At 36.1% G+C, this 17,888-nt stretch carries 13 protein-coding genes and 2 tRNA genes; 8 read left to right on the top strand and 7 right to left on the bottom strand.

Going from position 1 to position 17,888, the window contains the following annotated elements; translation table 11 throughout:
• The first annotated feature begins 601 nt into the window (after positions 1–601).
• Positions 602–964 (top strand): RNA-binding regulator, encoded by a 363-nt coding sequence (gene rbp / locus AC0608_RS03005; RefSeq protein WP_417958827.1) that lies wholly within the window; start codon positions 602–604, stop codon positions 962–964.
• Positions 965–1,122: 158 nt separating this feature from the next.
• On the opposite strand, the gene leuB is transcribed toward rbp, so the two are convergent.
• From leuB to leuC, 4 genes are all read right to left on the bottom strand, one after another.
• Positions 1,123–2,184, bottom strand: a complete 1,062-nt coding sequence (leuB, locus tag AC0608_RS03000; protein WP_478288079.1) for a 3-isopropylmalate dehydrogenase — start codon at positions 2,182–2,184, stop codon at positions 1,123–1,125.
• Positions 2,185–2,280: 96 nt separating this feature from the next.
• A complete protein-coding gene (locus AC0608_RS02995; RefSeq protein WP_478288078.1) occupies positions 2,281–3,855 on the bottom strand; it encodes a hydroxymethylglutaryl-CoA lyase-like TIM-barrel protein in 1,575 nt (524 codons plus the stop codon).
• A 130-nt stretch (positions 3,856–3,985) separates the two neighbouring features.
• Positions 3,986–4,582, bottom strand: coding sequence for a 3-isopropylmalate dehydratase small subunit (gene leuD, locus AC0608_RS02990; RefSeq protein ID WP_478288077.1), 597 nt, complete (start codon positions 4,580–4,582; stop codon positions 3,986–3,988).
• 176 nt (positions 4,583–4,758) lie between these two features.
• Positions 4,759–6,153, bottom strand: a complete 1,395-nt coding sequence (gene leuC, locus AC0608_RS02985; protein ID WP_417989646.1) for a 3-isopropylmalate dehydratase large subunit — start codon at positions 6,151–6,153, stop codon at positions 4,759–4,761.
• Positions 6,154–6,744: 591 nt separating this feature from the next.
• On the opposite strand from leuC, the gene AC0608_RS02980 reads away from it, so the two are divergent.
• The 6 genes from AC0608_RS02980 (at position 6,745) to AC0608_RS02955 (ending at position 14,138) form a co-directional block, all read left to right on the top strand.
• Positions 6,745–7,164 (top strand): DUF417 family protein, encoded by a 420-nt coding sequence (locus AC0608_RS02980; RefSeq protein ID WP_478288076.1) that lies wholly within the window; start codon positions 6,745–6,747, stop codon positions 7,162–7,164.
• A 175-nt stretch (positions 7,165–7,339) separates the two neighbouring features.
• Positions 7,340–11,884: a DNA polymerase III subunit alpha gene (gene dnaE, locus AC0608_RS02975; RefSeq protein WP_478288075.1), complete on the top strand. Its 4,545-nt coding sequence runs from the start codon at positions 7,340–7,342 to the stop codon at positions 11,882–11,884.
• 261 nt (positions 11,885–12,145) lie between these two features.
• Positions 12,146–12,463, top strand: a complete 318-nt coding sequence (gene trxA / locus AC0608_RS02970; protein WP_291251090.1) for a thioredoxin — start codon at positions 12,146–12,148, stop codon at positions 12,461–12,463.
• Positions 12,464–12,690: 227 nt separating this feature from the next.
• Entirely contained in the window at positions 12,691–13,617 is a 927-nt protein-coding gene (locus AC0608_RS02965; RefSeq protein WP_478288074.1) for a DUF58 domain-containing protein, read from the top strand.
• 86 nt (positions 13,618–13,703) lie between these two features.
• Positions 13,704–13,777: transfer RNA gene (locus AC0608_RS02960), tRNA-Asp, on the top strand.
• Positions 13,778–14,061: 284 nt separating this feature from the next.
• Positions 14,062–14,138 (top strand) — tRNA-Asp (locus AC0608_RS02955).
• A gap of 67 nt (positions 14,139–14,205) precedes the next feature.
• Here AC0608_RS02955 and AC0608_RS02950 read toward each other — a convergent pair.
• Positions 14,206–14,706, bottom strand: a complete 501-nt coding sequence (locus AC0608_RS02950; RefSeq protein ID WP_478288073.1) for a DUF456 domain-containing protein — start codon at positions 14,704–14,706, stop codon at positions 14,206–14,208.
• Positions 14,707–15,177: 471 nt separating this feature from the next.
• Here AC0608_RS02950 and AC0608_RS02945 point away from each other — a divergent pair, with 471 nt between their 5' ends.
• Positions 15,178–15,654: a hypothetical protein gene (locus AC0608_RS02945; RefSeq protein WP_417958818.1), complete on the top strand. Its 477-nt coding sequence runs from the start codon at positions 15,178–15,180 to the stop codon at positions 15,652–15,654.
• A gap of 182 nt (positions 15,655–15,836) precedes the next feature.
• Here the strand turns inward: AC0608_RS02945 and AC0608_RS02940 are convergent, their stop codons facing one another.
• Both AC0608_RS02940 and AC0608_RS02935 read right to left on the bottom strand, forming a co-directional pair.
• Positions 15,837–16,934, bottom strand: coding sequence for a glycosyltransferase family 2 protein (locus AC0608_RS02940; RefSeq protein WP_478288072.1), 1,098 nt, complete (start codon positions 16,932–16,934; stop codon positions 15,837–15,839).
• The gene (locus AC0608_RS02935) at positions 16,931–17,875 is read right to left on the bottom strand and encodes a hypothetical protein (protein WP_478288071.1); all 945 of its coding nucleotides are present in this window, start codon (positions 17,873–17,875) and stop codon (positions 16,931–16,933) included. The genes AC0608_RS02940 and AC0608_RS02935 overlap by 4 nt, the downstream gene beginning before the upstream one ends.
• Between the last annotated feature and the right edge of the window lie 13 nt (positions 17,876–17,888).

Genomic DNA, 17,888 nt, shown 5'->3' with positions numbered 1-17,888 from the left:
TGCAGTATTATTTGTAGCATAATGTGGCGTTTTTTCTGTAATTTATTATCAGAAAGGGATTGGTTTAATAGCACTTCTTTCAGGTCGTGAAAGGAAATGTTTTTTACGACCATAATCTTAACGCTAGCTTAATTTACAGATGGTTCATTACAAAAAGAATCATGAATTCCCAAGATTTAATTTTTAATACTACTTGTAAAATGTTTCAAAAGGAACTTGTAGGGATTGACTATTTAAAGACTTGTATAATTGTAGTAGAATTGGTATAGTAGCTGGGGCAATTAAACTGTACTTGCCAAGTATGAGATCTTAAAGTGCGTGATAGAGCGGGCTTTCGGATTTATTGTAAAAAAACAGAAACACAAATTCGTTTGACTACCTTGTTTTAATTTTCAACAAATTTTTTTTTCAAGCGATAAGCTTCGGGTACGTCCATCAGTTCCGAAAATCATAAGAATTGGGATTCTGAAAACACTTGATTTTGGTGATTTAAATGATTCGTTTTTTTGTTTCAAATTAAAATAAAATCATAAATAAGCTAACATATAGTAGATTAGAAAAAAAATACATTACATTTGTTGTATTATTTAAATAAGTACATATGAATATTTTTGTTGGAAGCCTTCCATTCAGTATTGAGGAAGCAGATTTAAGAGAGTCTTTCGAGGCTTACGGAGCAGTTGATTCAGTTAAAATTATTACTGATAAATTTACTGGAAGAAGTAAAGGTTTTGGTTTTGTTGAGATGCCAAATGATGACGAAGCTCAAAAAGCAATTGACGAATTGAACGGAGCTACTGTTCAAGGACGTGCAATCGTAGTAAACAAATCTGAGCCTAAACCAGAAGGTGAAAGAAGAAGTTTTAACAATAACAGTCGTGGTGGAGAATCACGCGGTGGTTATGGTGGTGGAAACAGCCGTGGTGGAGACAACCGTGGTGGTGGAAACAGAGGAGGATATTAATATTTTTTTCTAAAGTATAAAAAAAGGCGTCAATTTTTTGACGCCTTTTTTGTTGTTTATTATTTTGTTTAAAGCCGAGTAAAAGCTAAAAGGGAGTGTTGTTTTTCAGGTTGTAATCTTAGCTATTACTCAATTTTAAACAAAAAAACTTTGGAAATTTATAGATTAGCAACTAACCAGTCGCCTACTTCACTAGTTTTGTATGCTTTTGCATCTTTTCCAGCTAAATCCTCTGTTACAATTCCTTGTTCTAATGATTTGTTGACTACTACTCGTATGGCTGCTGCTTCTTCTTTTAATCCAAAAGCATCTTCAAACATCATGGCAGCAGATAATATAGTCGCTAGAGGATTGGCAATATTTAAGCCTGTTGCTTGAGGATACGATCCGTGAATAGGTTCGTACAATGAAGTGTGTTCTCCTACTGATGCAGATGGCATTAATCCCATGGAACCCGATATTACTGAAGCTTCATCTGTTAAAATATCACCAAATAAATTTTCTGTAATCAAGACATCATATGAATTTGGCCATTGCACCAACCGCATGGCAACCGCATCAACGAATTCATAACTCACCGTTACTTCAGGATACTCTTTTTCCATTGCTTGTACAGTTTCTCTCCACAAACGAGATGTCTCCATTACATTGGCCTTATCAACACAACATAATTTTTTAGTACGGGTCATTGCTAGTTCAAAACCTTTCTTAGCCAAACGTTTTACCTCAGATCTGGTATACGTACACGTATCAAAAGCGGTTTCACCATTATCTTTTCTTCCTTTTTCACCAAAATAAATTCCTCCAGTAAGTTCTCTCAAGAAGATTAAATCAGTTCCTTCAATGCGTTCTCTTTTTAAAGGAGAATTGTCAATCAAAGATGGAAATGTAAAGGTTGGGCGTACATTAGCAAACAATCCCAGTTTCTTACGCATCAACAATAAACCTTGTTCTGGACGAATTGGGGCACTTGGATCATTATCGTATTTTGGATGGCCAATGGCTCCAAACAAAACAGCATCCGCTTTCATGCAAATTTCATGGGTTTCGTCAGGATAAGGAACTCCAACAACGTCAATGGCACAAGCTCCCGTGAGCGCTGGCGTCCAAGTGATTTCATGTTTAAATTTTTGAGCAATCGCATCCGAAACTTTTACGGCTTCATTAATTACTTCGGGTCCAATTCCGTCTCCAGCTAAAAGGGCTATATTAAATTTCATATTGCTTAGATTTTTATTGTCGTTTCTGGCCCTCTCTAAACACAGGAGAACCCGGATACAATACAGTTGTGTTTGTTTTGATTTTAATTTTTAATTTCAATATTTCAACCCAGTCTTAATCGGGTCTATCTCTACTTCGAAGAAAGCTGGCGCGGGAATTACATTGAGCATTTTTTGGGTTGCTATGATTGCAGCAACTGTTTGGTCAGAGTCCAGTCCTCTAGTTTTAAATTCTTTGCCATTATTAATCCAAGTGATTATAGTTTCACACAAGGCGTCAGAGCTACTGCCTGGCGGGATTCGTACAGCGTAGTCAATTAATTTAGGCAATTCTAAATTTTTACTTTTATATATTTTTGCCAAGGCATTCATAAAGGCATCGAATTGCCCGTCTCCTTGGGCATGCTCTTCAATAATTTCTCCATCTATTTTTAAACACAAAGTGGTGGAGGGCCGCAAGCCTTTGGCGTGTGATAACACATAAGACTCCACAATAATTTTTTCTTGATAAGTCTGGCTGTCTAAAACATCAGAGATAATATAGGGTAAGTCTTCTTTTGTAACGGTTTCTTTTTTGTCTCCTAATTCGATAATTCTTTGCGTAACTAATTTTAAATCTTCGGGATTTAATTGCAAACCTAACTCTTGAAGGTTTTTTTCGATATTAGCTTTGCCAGAAGTTTTGCCTAAAGCATATTTTCGTTTTCTTCCAAAACGTTCCGGAAGTAAGTCGTTGAAATACAGATTGTTCTTGTTGTCGCCATCAGCATGAATACCGGCAGTTTGGGTGAATACATTGTCACCAACGATAGGCTTGTTTGCCGGAATTCTATACCCAGTAAAAGTTTCCACTAACTTGCTCACTGAATATAAAGAAGATTCTTTTACACTAATTTCTATTTCGGGCAAGAAGTCGTTGATTACTGCAACAGTACTTTCAAGCGGAGCATTTCCAGCCCGTTCTCCCATTCCGTTTACCGTGACGTGAAGTCCTTGAATTCCCGCTTTTACAGCTTCCATGACATTGGCGATACTTAAATCATAGTCGTTGTGCGCATGAAAATCAAAATGAATATTGGGGTATTTTTTAATTATTTTTGAAATAAATTCGAAAGTTTCTGCTGGAATCAGTACGCCTAATGTATCAGGTAATAATATTCTTTTGACAGGTTGCGTTACCAAAAAATCTAAAAACTGAAATACATATTCTGGAGAATTACGCATTCCGTTACTCCAGTCTTCTAAATAGACGTTGGTAGCAATATCATTTTTTTGAGCTAATGCTATTGTTTGAGCAATTTCAGAGAAATGTTGTTCGGGTGTTTTTTTTAATTGATGGGTTAAATGATTCAAAGAGCCTTTAGTCAATAAATTCTGCACCTTTGCACCAGTTTTTTTCATCCATTCTATAGAAAGGCCGCCGTCAACAAAAGTTAAAACTTCAATTCGGTTACTGTATCCTTTAGCTTTAGCCCATGTCATGATGCCTTTCACGCCTTGAAATTCTCCTTCGCTCACTCGTGCCGAAGCAATTTCGATTCTATCAATATTTAATTCTTCTAGCAACAATTGCGCAATGGTTAGTTTTTCTGCAGCAGAAAAGGATACTCCTGAGGTTTGTTCACCATCACGGAGCGTCGTGTCCATTATTTCAACTTTTCTTTTTTTCATTATAAATGGGATGCAATTTCGATTTCATAAATTTGAAATCGGGATGTGTTGTTTGGATAAAAAAACTAAAAGAATTACTCCTGGGGGAATCCCCAAAAAATCTTTAGTAACTGCATTTTAGGATTATTTTTTAATAAGGAAGTTGATTGGCAAATTCCACTACCTCTGATTTTATATTTTTTAAATAATCAATATCATCAAAACCATTAATCATATTGTCTTTTTTGTAACCAGAAATAGCAAAAGAATCTACCTCTCCGGTTGCTTTAATAGTTATGGTTTGTTTTGGAAGGTTTATTTCTATTTCTGATTTTGGATCTGCTTCAATCGCTTTGAATATTGTAGCTGCAAATTCAGCACTGACTTGAACAGGTAAAACGCCAACGTTTAAACAATTATTTCTAAAAATATCAGCAAAAAAACTAGAAACAACGGCTCTAAACCCATAATCATAAACCGCCCAAGCAGCATGTTCTCTTGAGGAACCTGAACCGAAGTTTCTGCCCCCAACAAGGATTTTTCCACTGTAGATTGGATTATTCAAAACGAAATCTTCTTTTGGGGTATTGTCTCCATTGTATCTCCAGTCCCGGAAGAGGTTGTCGCCAAAACCCACGCGTTCGGTTGCTTTTAGAAACCGAGCAGGAATGATTTGATCTGTATCTACATTTTCTATAGAAAGCGGTACTGCGCTACTTGTAAGTACATTGAATTTATCGTAAGCCATTTGATTTTTAATTGTTAATTAACGATTTCTGATTTTTAATTCCTGTTTTTGAAAATAAATCTTTAGTCGCTAACGGTTTAAATAGATGCTATAAAGTTTGGAAGCTAACTTAAATAGGACTCGAGCAAAACGAATAAACGAAGCGAATCAAATATAGACAGCTTAATGGATTTTTTTTAAATAAGTTCGCGGGGATCTGTCAAAACACCTGTCACCGCTGCAGCTGCAGCCATAAACGGACTAGCTAATAAGGTTCTTGATCCGGGGCCTTGACGTCCTTCAAAGTTTCTATTCGAAGTGCTGACGGCATATTTTCCGGCAGGAACTTTGTCGTCATTCATGGCCAAACAAGCAGAACAGCCAGGCTGACGCAATACAAAACCGGATTCTGTTAAAATAGCAAGAATTCCTTCTTCTTTAATTTGTGCTTCTACAACATGAGATCCCGGAACTAGCCAAGCGGTAACATTATCTGCTTTTTGCCGTCCTTTAACGATAGAAGCAAAAGCTCTAAAATCCTCAATACGACCATTTGTACAACTCCCTAAGAATACATAATCAATTTGTTTTCCTATCATGGCTTCCCCTTCTTGGAATCCCATATAGTCTAATGATTTTAGGTAGGTTTCGTCACCACCTTCTACGTCTTGTGTATTGGGGATGCTCTTAGAAATCCCTAATCCCATTCCGGGATTTGTTCCATACGTAATCATTGGTTCGATATCTAAGGCTGAAAAAGTAATTTCCTCGTCGAATTTTGCATCAGCATCTGTTTTTAATGTTTTCCAATAGGCAACTGCAGTGTCCCAATCAGTTCCTTTTGGAGCAAATAAACGGCCTTGTAAATAATCAAAAGTGGTTTGGTCCGGTGCTATCATTCCTCCGCGAGCTCCCATCTCGATGCTTAAATTACAAACGGTCATGCGTCCTTCCATCGTCATGTTTTCAAAAACTTCTCCTGCATATTCTACAAAATAGCCGGTGGCGCCCGAAGTGGATAATTTTGATATAATATAAAGTGCAACGTCTTTTGGAGTAACTCCAAATTGGAGTTCACCAGTTACGTTAATACGCATTTTTTTAGGTTTCGGTTGCATGATACATTGTGTAGAAAGAACCATCTCAACTTCAGAAGTTCCAATTCCAAAAGCAATAGCACCAAAAGCACCATGGGTAGAGGTATGTGAATCTCCACAAACAATCGTTGCTCCAGGTAAAGTGATTCCGTTTTCAGGGCCTACTACGTGAACAATCCCGTTTTTTATATTACCCAATCCCCAGTGGCTGATGCCATATTCTTTAGCGTTTTCTTCCAATGCTTTTAGCTGATTGGCAGATAATGCATCCTCAACCGGTAAGTGTTGGTTTATAGTGGGGGTATTGTGGTCGGCAGTGGCAAAAGTGCGCTCTGGATACAATACTGAGATTCCTCTTTCTTTTAAACCTAAAAAAGCTACAGGACTAGTAACTTCATGGATGAAATGACGGTCAATGAAGAATACGTCTGGTCCATCTTCAATTTTGCGGACCACGTGTGAATCCCATACTTTGTCAAATAATGTAGTACTCATTTTAAATATTTTTAAGTGTATTTCTTTTTTACAACCCAATTATTTGCATAAAGTTGTAACAATGGGAACAAATCTAAAAAAAGAAATAAGGCTGTAAATTTTAATATTTCATTATATACGATACCCAAAATCGTATTAAGGTATTTCTTGGATGGTTTTTATCTTTTAGGTTTCTTTTTTATTAGTACAGTTTATATTTAGATAAAATAAAATTTTAATTTATTGCCATTTTTGATATTTATCAAATAGTTAAAATAAGCTCCTAAAAACCTATTATATTTATGAATTTTTAATTTAATAGAGTTAAAATCGATTTTTTTTAATTGTATTTGGCTATTTGACTTTTGTTGAAGTTGTTTTTTGAGGCACTTCTATTAATAAATGGCATATTTTATAACTGTATTTCAGTATTTTTTTTTTGAAGAAATACTACGACATCCAAAAAATGTATTTTTTTGTTTTTTAGAATAGAATTAAATGAAATTAAAGGCATTCATTTTTTATAAATTGTTCATTTATGACAAGTACCTGACAATTATTTTAAATGAAGATCGCTAATTTTGAATAGTATAAAAAATTAAAAATAATATCATGCATTTAAATCAAATCGCATACAGACTTGGAGTTTTGGGAACAGTTATCATTTTAATTTGGGTGGGACTTTTTAAGTTTACTGCTGTCGAAGCGGAAGCCATAAAAGGTTTGGTCCAAAACCATTTTGCCATGGGTTGGATGTATAAACTAATGTCTGTACAAACAGTCTCTAATATAATTGGGATTTTTGAGGTTGTAACTGGAATTGGGTTAATACTTTCTTTTTTTAATAAAAAAATCGGAATGTTTGCTGGTCTGGCTTCGGCTATTATATTTGTTACCACTTTAAGTTTTTTGGCAACCACTCCGGGTGTTTTTAAAATCGTAGAAGGTTTTCCAGTAACTGATTTTTTTATCCTAAAAGATATTCCGTATTTGGCAATTTCTTTAATGGTTTGTGCAAAAAGTAAAGAATAAAAATTATTGATAGGTGTTTATAAAATCCTGCATTCTTTCTCCAAAAAAAGACTAAATTTGAAATTCATTTTTTGCATTTTTTACTAATTTTAAAGTGTTTAAAACCAGTTAAATACACGGTCTGAATCTATGGATTTAGGCACCCTTTCCTCCCGGAAGGGCTGGGGAGGGGATTATGTACTTAATATTCGATACCGAAACTACAGGATTACCTAGGCGTTGGGGCGCACCCATTTCAGATACGGATAACTGGCCCCGTTGTATTCAAATCGCTTGGCAGTTGCACGACGATATGGGAAAACTCATCGAGCACCAGGATTATTTGGTGAAGCCCGAAGGATTTAATATTCCGTATGATGCGGAACGAATTCACGGTATTTCTACGGAATTGGCGGAAGCCGACGGAATTTCGTTGTCAGAAGTTTTAGAAAAATTCAATATTGCATTAGGCAAAGCCAAATTTATTGTGGGTCAAAATTTAGGTTTTGACATCAATATTATGGGGTGTGAGTTTTATAGAATGGGAGTGGAAAGCCAAATGAGTTCGATGCCTATTTTGGATACGTGTACCGAAGTTACTGCTTCCTTATTGCGATTGCCAGGAGGTCGAGGCGGTAAATTTAAATTGCCGACCTTAACCGAATTGCACTCTTATCTTTTTAATAAACCCTTCGGTGAAGCGCACAACGCAACGGCCGATGTGGAAGCAACCACGCGTTGTTTCTTGGAGTTAATCCGTCGAGATATTTTCACTAAGGAAGAACTCGATGTTGAAATTGGTTATTTTAAAGATTTTCAAAATAAAAATCCAAGTGAGATTACACTCATTGGTTTAAAACATATTAATTTTAAGGAAGCGTCGGATAAAATTCGTCAGCAGTTTGGAGAAAAGCAAGCGCCTGCGGTTTCCAGAGCAGCGCTTTCTGAGAATAAAAAGGTACTTATTGATACGCCTTTTGTACACTTACACAACCATACGCAATTTTCGGTATTGCAATCGACCATTAGTATTGCGGCATTGGTAAAAGCGGCGGCGCAACAAAAAATGCCTGCGGTTGCCATGACGGATCATGCGAATTTGATGGGTGCTTTCCATTTTGTCCGTGATATTTTATATCATAATAAAGCGGTTGAAACCAAGAATAAAGCCGCTATCGCAAATGGTGAAGAACCTACCGAAGTTACGATGAAACCAATTGTAGGTTGCGAGTTCTTTGTTTGTGAAGACCATAAAAACAAGTCGGTTAAAGACAATGGGTACCAAATAGTACTTTTGGCGAAGACCAAAAAAGGCTATCATAATTTGGCTAAAATGTCTTCCATCGCTTATACCGAGGGGTTTTATTATGTGCCAAGAATCGACAGGAAAGTCATTCAGGAATTCAAAGAAGATATTATTGTTTTGTCTGGTAACTTGAATGGTGAAATCCCAAGTAAGATTTTGAACATTGGTGAAAACCAAGCCGAAGAGGCCTTGATTTGGTGGAAAAATGAATTTAAGGAAGATTTTTACATTGAGGTGATGCGTCACAATCAGGAAGATGAAAATCGGGTGAATGCGTCTTTAATTTCATTAGCAAGGAAGCATGATGTCAAGATTGTAGCGACAAACAATACCTTTTATATAGACAAAGAAAATTCAAATGCACATGATATTTTGCTTTGTGTGCGTGACGGTGAAAAGCAAACTACACCCATAGGTCGTGGTCGTGGGTATCGGTATGGATTGCCCAATCAGGAATATTATTTCAAGTCGGGAGACGAAATGAAACAACTCTTCAATAATCTGCCGGAAGCGATTTCGAATATTTCGGAGATTGTTGATAAAATTGAAATTTTCGATTTGGCACGGGAAGTTTTATTGCCAAAATTTGAAATCCCTATTGAATTTAATAATCCTGAAGACATATTAGACGGCGGAGTTAGAGGTGAAAATGCGTATTTGAGGCATTTGACTTTTGAAGGTGCCAATCGCAGGTATCCCGTAATTACTGAAGAAATTCAGGAACGACTGGATTTTGAATTATTGACGATATCCAATTCCGGGTATCCGGGATATTTCCTGATTGTACAGGATTTAATTGCCGAGGCAAGAAGTATGGGCGTTTCTGTGGGACCTGGTCGGGGATCCGCGGCGGGATCGGTGGTGGCGTATTGTTTAAAAATCACGAATATCGACCCGTTAATGTACAACCTGCTTTTTGAGCGTTTCCTGAATCCCGATCGTGTGTCACTTCCCGATATTGATATCGATTTTGATGATGAAGGACGCAGCAGCGTGATGGATTATGTGATCCGGAAATACGGCTCGAAACAAGTGGCGCAAATTATTACCTATGGTAAAATGGCAACAAAATCGGCGATTCGAGATACCGCTCGTGTTTTGGATTTACCTTTATTTGAAGCCGATAAAATAGCAAAATTGATTCCGGGGATGATGCCGTCCAAGTGGAATTTAGCGCGATTTTTGAATGAAAAAGAAGATGTTATTAAGAAGGCCGTTCGTCCGGAAGAATACGATAAAATAAAAGAATTAATAGGTCTTGCGAATGAAAGTGATTTGGGTGGAGAAACCATTCAGCAGGCCAAAGTTTTAGAAGGAAATCTAAGAAATACAGGTATTCACGCTTGTGGGGTGATTATTACGCCAAGCGATATTACGAATTTTGTTCCAGTGGCTACTGCCAAAGATTCCGATTTGTATGTGACGCAATTTGACAACTCGGTCGTGGAAAGTGCCGGTTTGTTGAAGATGGACTTCTTGGGTTTGAAAACCCTGACTTTGATAAAAGATACCGTCAAATTAGTAAAATATAGGAGTAACATTGACCTTAATCCAGATGAATTTCCTATTGATGATTTAAAGACGTACGAGCTTTTTCAACGGGGTGAAACAGTCGGAATTTTCCAGTATGAAAGTGCTGGAATGCAGAAATACATGAAGGAATTGAAACCTACGGTTTTTCCCGATTTGATTGCGATGAATGCATTGTATCGTCCGGGACCGATTGCTTATATTCCGAGTTTCGTCAAGCGAAAAAATGGTGAAGAGGAAATTATTTATGATCTTGATGCCTGTGAAGAATTGCTAAAAGATACGTACGGAATTACCGTTTACCAGGAACAGGTAATGCTTTTGTCCCAAAAACTGGCGGATTTCTCCAAAGGGGATGCCGACGTTTTGCGTAAAGCGATGGGTAAAAAGCAAAAAGATGTTTTGGATAAAATGAAACCTAAATTTATCAGTCAGGCTGCCGCCAAAGGGCATCCCGAAGATAAGCTGGAGAAAATTTGGAAAGACTGGGAAGCCTTTGCGGAATATGCTTTTAATAAATCGCACTCGACTTGTTATGCTTGGATTGCCTACCAAACGGCATTTTTGAAAGCGAATTATCCTGCCGAATATATGGCTGCGGTTTTATCTAATAATATGAGCGATATCAAGCAGGTTTCGTTTTTTATGGAAGAGTGCAAACGTATGGGACTGCAGGTTTTAGGGCCTGATGTGAATGAATCGTTTTATAAGTTTACCGTAAATGACGATTATGCGGTACGTTTTGGGATGGGAGCTGTAAAAGGAGTAGGTTCAGGAGCAGTGGCTACGATTGTGGAGAATAGAAAAGACGGACGATACAAATCGATTTTTGATTTGACCAAACGTATTGATTTGCGTGCAGCGAATAAAAAAGCGTTGGAGAATCTGGTTTTGGCTGGTGGTTTTGATTCGTTTTTAGGAACAACACGAGCGCAATATTTTCATGATGATGGCGATGGAATTACTTTTTATGAGAAAGCGATTCGGTATGGATCGAAGTATCAGGAAAATGAAAATTCATCGCAAGTAAGTTTGTTTGGTGATACTAGCGAAGTCCAAATCGAAGAGCCTGTTGTGCCACCGTGTGAGGATTGGAGCACGATGGAAAAACTCGCCAAAGAAAAAGAGGTTGTTGGGATTTATATTTCGGGACATCCGCTGGACGATTACAAATTTGAAATGAAATATTTTTGTAATGCCAAGCTAGAAGCATTGAAAAATATGGAGTTGCACGTCAATAAAAACCTTGCATTTGGGGGGATTATTAATAATGTGCAACATCGTGTGGCTAAAAACGGCAAAGGTTGGGGTATGTTTTCATTAGAAGGGTATGACGAAAGTTATGAATTCCGAATTTTTGGGGAGGAATATTTAAAGTTCCGTCATTTCTTTATTCAAAATAATTTCACCTTTATGAAAGTGATGGTTAAAGAGGGCTGGACAGACCGAGATACTGGCAAAAAAGGAGAGCCAAGATTACAATTTGTGGAAGTAAAGCAGTTGCAAGATGTGTTAGAGGCTTTTGCTAAAAAATTAATATTATTGTTAAATATTAAGGATTTAGAAAATGATTTTATTCATAAATTGAGCCACCTTTTTCAAGAGAATAAAGGAGATAATACGGTTTCATTTGAAATTATGGAACTGGAAAAAACAAAACGACTCGTTACTGTTGCTCCTGTTGAAATAGAAAACGAAGAGGTGGCTTTTGTTGACGAAAATGAAGATTCTGAAATGGAAGCGCTTCAACTTCCAGAGATAAATATTGAAGCAAAAGTGGAAGAAGTCGAAGAAATTAAAGTGGTAACCAAGTTAACGATGCCAAGCAGGAAATTGAAAATCAAGATCTCCAATGAATTGCTCGTAGAGCTAGAGAAAATGCAGATAAACTTTAAGTTAAATTAGAGTATAATGCCATAACTCTGATAGAAGTAGAAATCCTTTTGCAACCCGGTCTAGGTTTTGGACGCGATTAAGTTGTGAAAAATGAAACGAATACCAGTAAATAGCAGGAAATAGCTGGTAATTTATTATAAATAACAATTGACAATACACTTATAATCAAAACTAATTTGAGAATAGTGTTTGATTTGTTTTTAATGTATAAATTTGTAAGCTAGTTTGAAACTTTAAGATGTTCAACTAATAAACTTTAAATAAATAATTATGGCATTAGCAATAACAGATGCTACTTTTGAAGAAGTAGTTTTGAAATCAGATAAACCGGTAATGGTCGATTTTTGGGCAGCATGGTGTGGACCTTGTAGAATGGTTGGGCCAATCATTGATGAATTAAGTACTGAATACGAAGGGAAAGTTGTTGTTGGAAAAGTAGATGTAGATGCAAACCAAGAATTTGCAGCTAAATACGGAGTAAGAAACATTCCAACGGTATTGGTTTTTCATAACGGAGAAGTAGTAGGAAAGCAAGTAGGAGTTGCTCCAAAACAAACCTACGCGGATAGTTTAGACGCTTTGTTGTAATCGGTAGATTATGATTTATATAGAATCTGAAAGGATTCAAATAAAAGGTTTGGCGAAAGTCAGGCCTTTTTTTGTAGGATTTACAGCGTTTCAATCAGGCATATAAAAAAGCACTACAAATTCTCGAATTAAAACAACGATTTTAAAATCAGTGAATCAGATGTAGTTCTATATTCTTTTCAATTTTTAAATTTTTAAATCGTTCAATCTTTTAATATATTTGGAATATGAAGATTGAATCGCAAATAGAGAAAATTTCCAGTTTTCAGCATTTGGAGTTGCTGGCTCATCAGGTGGTGGAGGGTTTTATTTCAGGAATGCATAAAAGTCCGTTTCATGGGTTTTCGGCTGAATTTGCCGAGCACAAAGTGTATAATGTAGGCGAAAGTACAAAGCATATCGATTGGAAGTTGTTTGCCAGAACGGATCGTTTGTACGCAAAACGTTTTGAGGAAGAGACTAACTTACGGTGTCATATCATTATAGATAATTCTTCCTCGATGCATTATCCTAAACTGAAAGAGAGTCAGAATTTTTTTGAAAATAAGATTGGTTTTTCGGTTTTGGCTTCGGCGGTTTTAATGAACCTTTTAAAGAAGCAACGCGATGCTGTAGGGCTAAGTGTGTTCTCAGATACATACGAGTATTATGCGCCAGAGAAAGGAAGTGATCGCCACCATCGAATGATTTTGAATGCGCTTGAAGGGCTTTTACAGCAACCAAAAGTTCAAAAAAATACGGATACGATTACATTCTTACATCAAATAGCCGAAAATATCCACCGTCGTTCGATGATCATATTATTTACGGATATGTTTCAGTCCGGTAATGAGCAAGCGTTGTTTGATGCGTTGCAACATTTGAAACACAACAAGCATAAAGTGGTTTTGTTTCATGTTGTCGATAATAAAACAGAATTGAATTTCGACTTTGATAATGCTCCCAGAAAGTTTATTGATGTGGAAACAGGAGAAGAGGTAGCCGTTTTTGCCGATAATGTAAAAGAAGAATACGAAAAACAGGTAGAAAATTACTTCAGTAAGTTGGCTTTAACGTGTTCTCAAAACCGAATAAAGTACATTCCGGTGGGTGTAGCGGAAAATTTCGAAAAAATAGTGATGACATACTTGGTTGAAAAACAAAACTTTGGGTAGTAGGGCGAAATTTTATCAATTATTTTTTTATAAAACGCTTGCGTAAACGGAAATCTATTGTATCTTTGCCACCGCAATAACGCAGAGGTTTGGTAGTTCAGTTGGTTAGAATACATGCCTGTCACGCATGGGGTCGCGGGTTCGAGTCCCGTCCAGACCGCAATATTGGGGAAAGCCTTTCGTAACAGAAAGGCTTTTTTGCCCCATAAGGTTTTTAACGTTAGTTGTGTTGTTTGCTACGAATTTGTAACTCGTAGCGGGTTTAGTAGTTAGACCAATGAAAAGCTTTCCACTCTGGTGGATAGCTTTTTTGATTTAAAAATAAAGCAGGTTTGATAGTTCAGTTGGTTAGAATACATGCCAGTCATCTCGTTTTTTTAGGACGAGACGGGTTCGATTCAAGAAGCTGGATTAACGGCTTCAAATGTTATAGATTAAAATACTGGTTTGGTAGTTCAGTTGGTTAGAATACATGCCTGTCACGCATGGGGTCGCGGGTTCGAGTCCCGTCCAGACCGCCAGTAATAAGAAGCTTTTCGTAATAGAAAAGCTTTTTTTGTTAAATATAGTTCTAAAACTAAAGGTACATTAAAACAACTGAGATTTATAGTTCCATACAATCCACACAAACAATCCCAAATACATTACGCAAATCACAAATTTCATAAAACTGGAAGCTAGAAACCCCGCAAAGGAACCTGCGGCCGCTTTAAAAGCCCTGTTGTGGTCTTTAAAATCATAAATAAGCTCGCCTATCAACGCACCAACAAAAGGACCGATAATGAACCCAAAAGGTACTGGAGCAAGAATTCCAATAATCAGACCGATGTTTGTTCCCCAGATGCCATACGTGCTTCCGCCAAATTTTTTGGTTCCCTTTGCGGGAATCACATAATCTAAAACCGATATGATCACAGTGATTAAGAATGCAATGCCTAATATCCAATAATTTGCCGGAACAGCCTTCGTAAAATACAGTAATACCAGCCCAACCCAACTCACACTTGGCCCAGGCAAAATCGGTAAAAAACTGCCAAAAACCCCTAAAATCATACACATAAAACCAAGAACCAAAAGCAGTACATCCATAAATTTATTTTTACTAATTTTGAAAACAGAAAAGCAACACTTAGCAAGTTTATAAAAGGTATTAAATTAAGTTTTTTCTTTTCGATTATGTTCTTTTTCTTTTTTTCTTTTCGGACTGTAAATGACCAAGAAAAAATTGTAAATAGTAATCATGCGCTTTTAAAGGAAACTATTTACAACGAGAATTGAGTAAAAGTATAGGATTTTTCTAAGAGAGAGTTTGATAGATTTTTTTGATGAAAAATCAAATCCCAATGCAGTCTTGACCAAAGAGGAATTTTATAATTTGATGAGTTAGATTGCTGTTTTTTCAAATCAATTAGCGGCTCTGGATCCAGATCAAAAGGAAATTGCTGCCGAAAACAAAAAGGAATGGTTTGCTGAAAACTACGAAGATTATTTGCTTTCGAAAGCATCTCAAAAAAAAAATTGTATTTTTATAGAATATTAGTCCAATTCAAAAACAAAACCTTGAAGCAGCATTACCTCTTTTTAGTATTTATATTTTTTAATTCCTGTCAATACTTTGACAAGCAAATTCCATCGGAAAAAGAATTGTTGCAAAAGGAACTGAAATCCATCAATTGGAAAGAAGTCGATGAATATCCATCGGTTGTAGATTGTGAAAAAATAGATGATAAAAAACAACGCCAACACTGTTTTTTTGAGGTTTTAACGCAGCTGATTCAAGAGAAATTGAGCATTGACACCCTTTCTGTTCTCTATCCTGAACTGGATACGATTGAAGTGAAGGTTACTGTTTTTCCTAATGCAACCCTGCAATTTGAACCTCAATTCCCTAAAGATTCCGTAACCTACGACAGAATCAAGATTGACAGTATTCTGAAAGCCCGTTTGGTTGGTTTCCCAAAAATAAATCCAGCGATCAAGCGTGGTATTCCCGTAAAAACGCAATTTATTCTTCCGGTCATTCTAAAAGTGGAGTAGTTATTAAAAAGGATTTCCGAATGAAGATTAACGATTTTTGATTTCAGATTGCGTTATTAATTACTTTTTGGCTCGGATAAAGATTTTTGATTTCAGTAAGCCTTTAGATATCTCCAATAATTATAAGCTGAAAACGGACTGTTTTAGTTTTTTAACCATGCGTTAAATCAAAAATCTACAATCTAAAATCGTCTACCTTTCCATTCGTATTTTCCAAACAACGAATACAAAGCCACGCTCACACTAAAAAAAGGATAGAACAGACTGCTCAAAAATAAATGCTGTATTTGGGTTTTGGTTAGAAAACAATTGGTTTTGTATATCAAAATAGTATCGACTGAAAATTTTAAAGTAAATACTAAAAATACATTCTGAAAAGCAGTTAAATCGAAGAACCAAGACCCAAGAATAAATATCCAACTCAGATTTCCTGCAAAAACTAACAGACCCAGTCCTTTTCCAAAACTACTTTGATACGAGCTTGTTTTAGATGCCCATCGAACGCGTTGGTAAAATAATGATTTCCAATTGTCCAGTGGTTTTGTGAGGACAATATTGTTTTGAGATTTTAGATAATGTACTTTTTCAGGGGATTTCGCAATCGCTTTTTGCAACAGGAAAACATCATCTCCGCTTGCAATCCCATCATTTCCTTCGAAACCGTTCAGCTTTTTAAAAAACGATCTGGTATATGCAAAGTTGGCGCCATTACACATAAATCCTTTTTTAATTCCAAAACTTCCTATTGTTGCTCCTTGTAAACTAGCCAAATCCAATTGCTGGAAATGATGTAGAAATGAATTGCTACAATCATACGTTACTGCGCCCGCAATCATAGCAACATCATGAAGCTGAATATAATTATCCAATGCCAATAACCAGTTTTTATTGATCACACAATCCGCATCGGTGGTGATAATCCAGTCCGTATTGACGATTTGCATTGCTATTACAATGGCATCTTTCTTAGGCGAATTCGTAACCCTAATGTTCTTTATAATCGAAACTTTAAATTTTAAATATTTAGTTTTAAAGGCTTCCTCCGATTCATCATCGACCAAAATCACTTCAAACAATTCCATGGGATAATTCAATTTCGACAAACTGTCTAATAAAACAGGTAAATTTTCCGCTTCATTCCGGAAAGGAATGATAATCGAGAATTTTGTTTTTGGCGTTAAGCCAATATAATCAATAGCATTTACTTTGTTGAAACCATAAATCAAGAAGATAATTGCAACGCAATATAGGATTATAACGAAGCACAAAACAAAAATCATTTTGAATTTTTAGTTTTAAAATTCAAAACATAATAACTGCCAATTATTACAGGTAGAACTACATTCAGAAACCACATAAGTGTAGTTATAAAAATCACTATCCATTCGTTTACACCAAGAATCCCGAAGAAATATACAGCCACACTTCCTTTTACAGCAAAATCTAAAAATTGAAAAGTAGGCAAGGAAGACGCTAAAAAATAAACAGACGAAATGGTGGCAATTAAGGTGAAATAAGGCAAGTGAACATCAAAAGCCAGAAATAAAAAGTAGTATTGATGTGAGAAAACCAGATACCGGCAAATACCCAAAACGATATTTTTTTGATGAATTGATTTTGGGATTTCATTAATCTTATGAATTAGTTTTTCAATAGAGTACCCTTTGATAGTGATTTTTTTAACCGAAAATAAAACAATCATAATTAGTAGTAGGATCCCAAAAAGAATCGTAACGGTTTTTGTGGTAATTACGTGGTATTGCGCATTGAAATACAACAACCCGAAAATTCCAAAAATAACGGTCAATATCATTTGGATTCCGTTGCAAATCAGGTTCAAGAAAATCACTTTTTTAGTGTTTGATTTATCAAAAAACAAGGCTTTTCCGGCATATTCTCCAACTCCATTCGGTGTAAAAAGTCCTGCGGTTAATGCACCGAGAACTTGCTTGGTTGCTGCTCCCAAAGAGATTTTATGGATAAATGCGACTAAGTTTTGCCATTTCAAGATTTCAAAAAACCGATTCAAAACACTCAATAGCAAAATAAACGCAATTCCGCCAATGGACTGGTTTTTCTGGAATAAAACGATGAATTTTTGCCAATTCAGTTTGTCGTTATTGGCTAATTGATTGTAAATAAAATAAAACGCACCGCCCACAATCAAAAGTTTGATTAGAAGTACGAGGAATTGCTTAGTTTTGTGTGGAATTGTAATCATTACTGCAAAATAA

The sequence above is a fragment of the Flavobacterium sp. GNP008 genome (assembly GCF_056428965.1).
The sequence above is the reverse complement of the archived record's forward strand: the minus strand, read 5'-3'. Positions and strand labels throughout refer to the sequence as shown.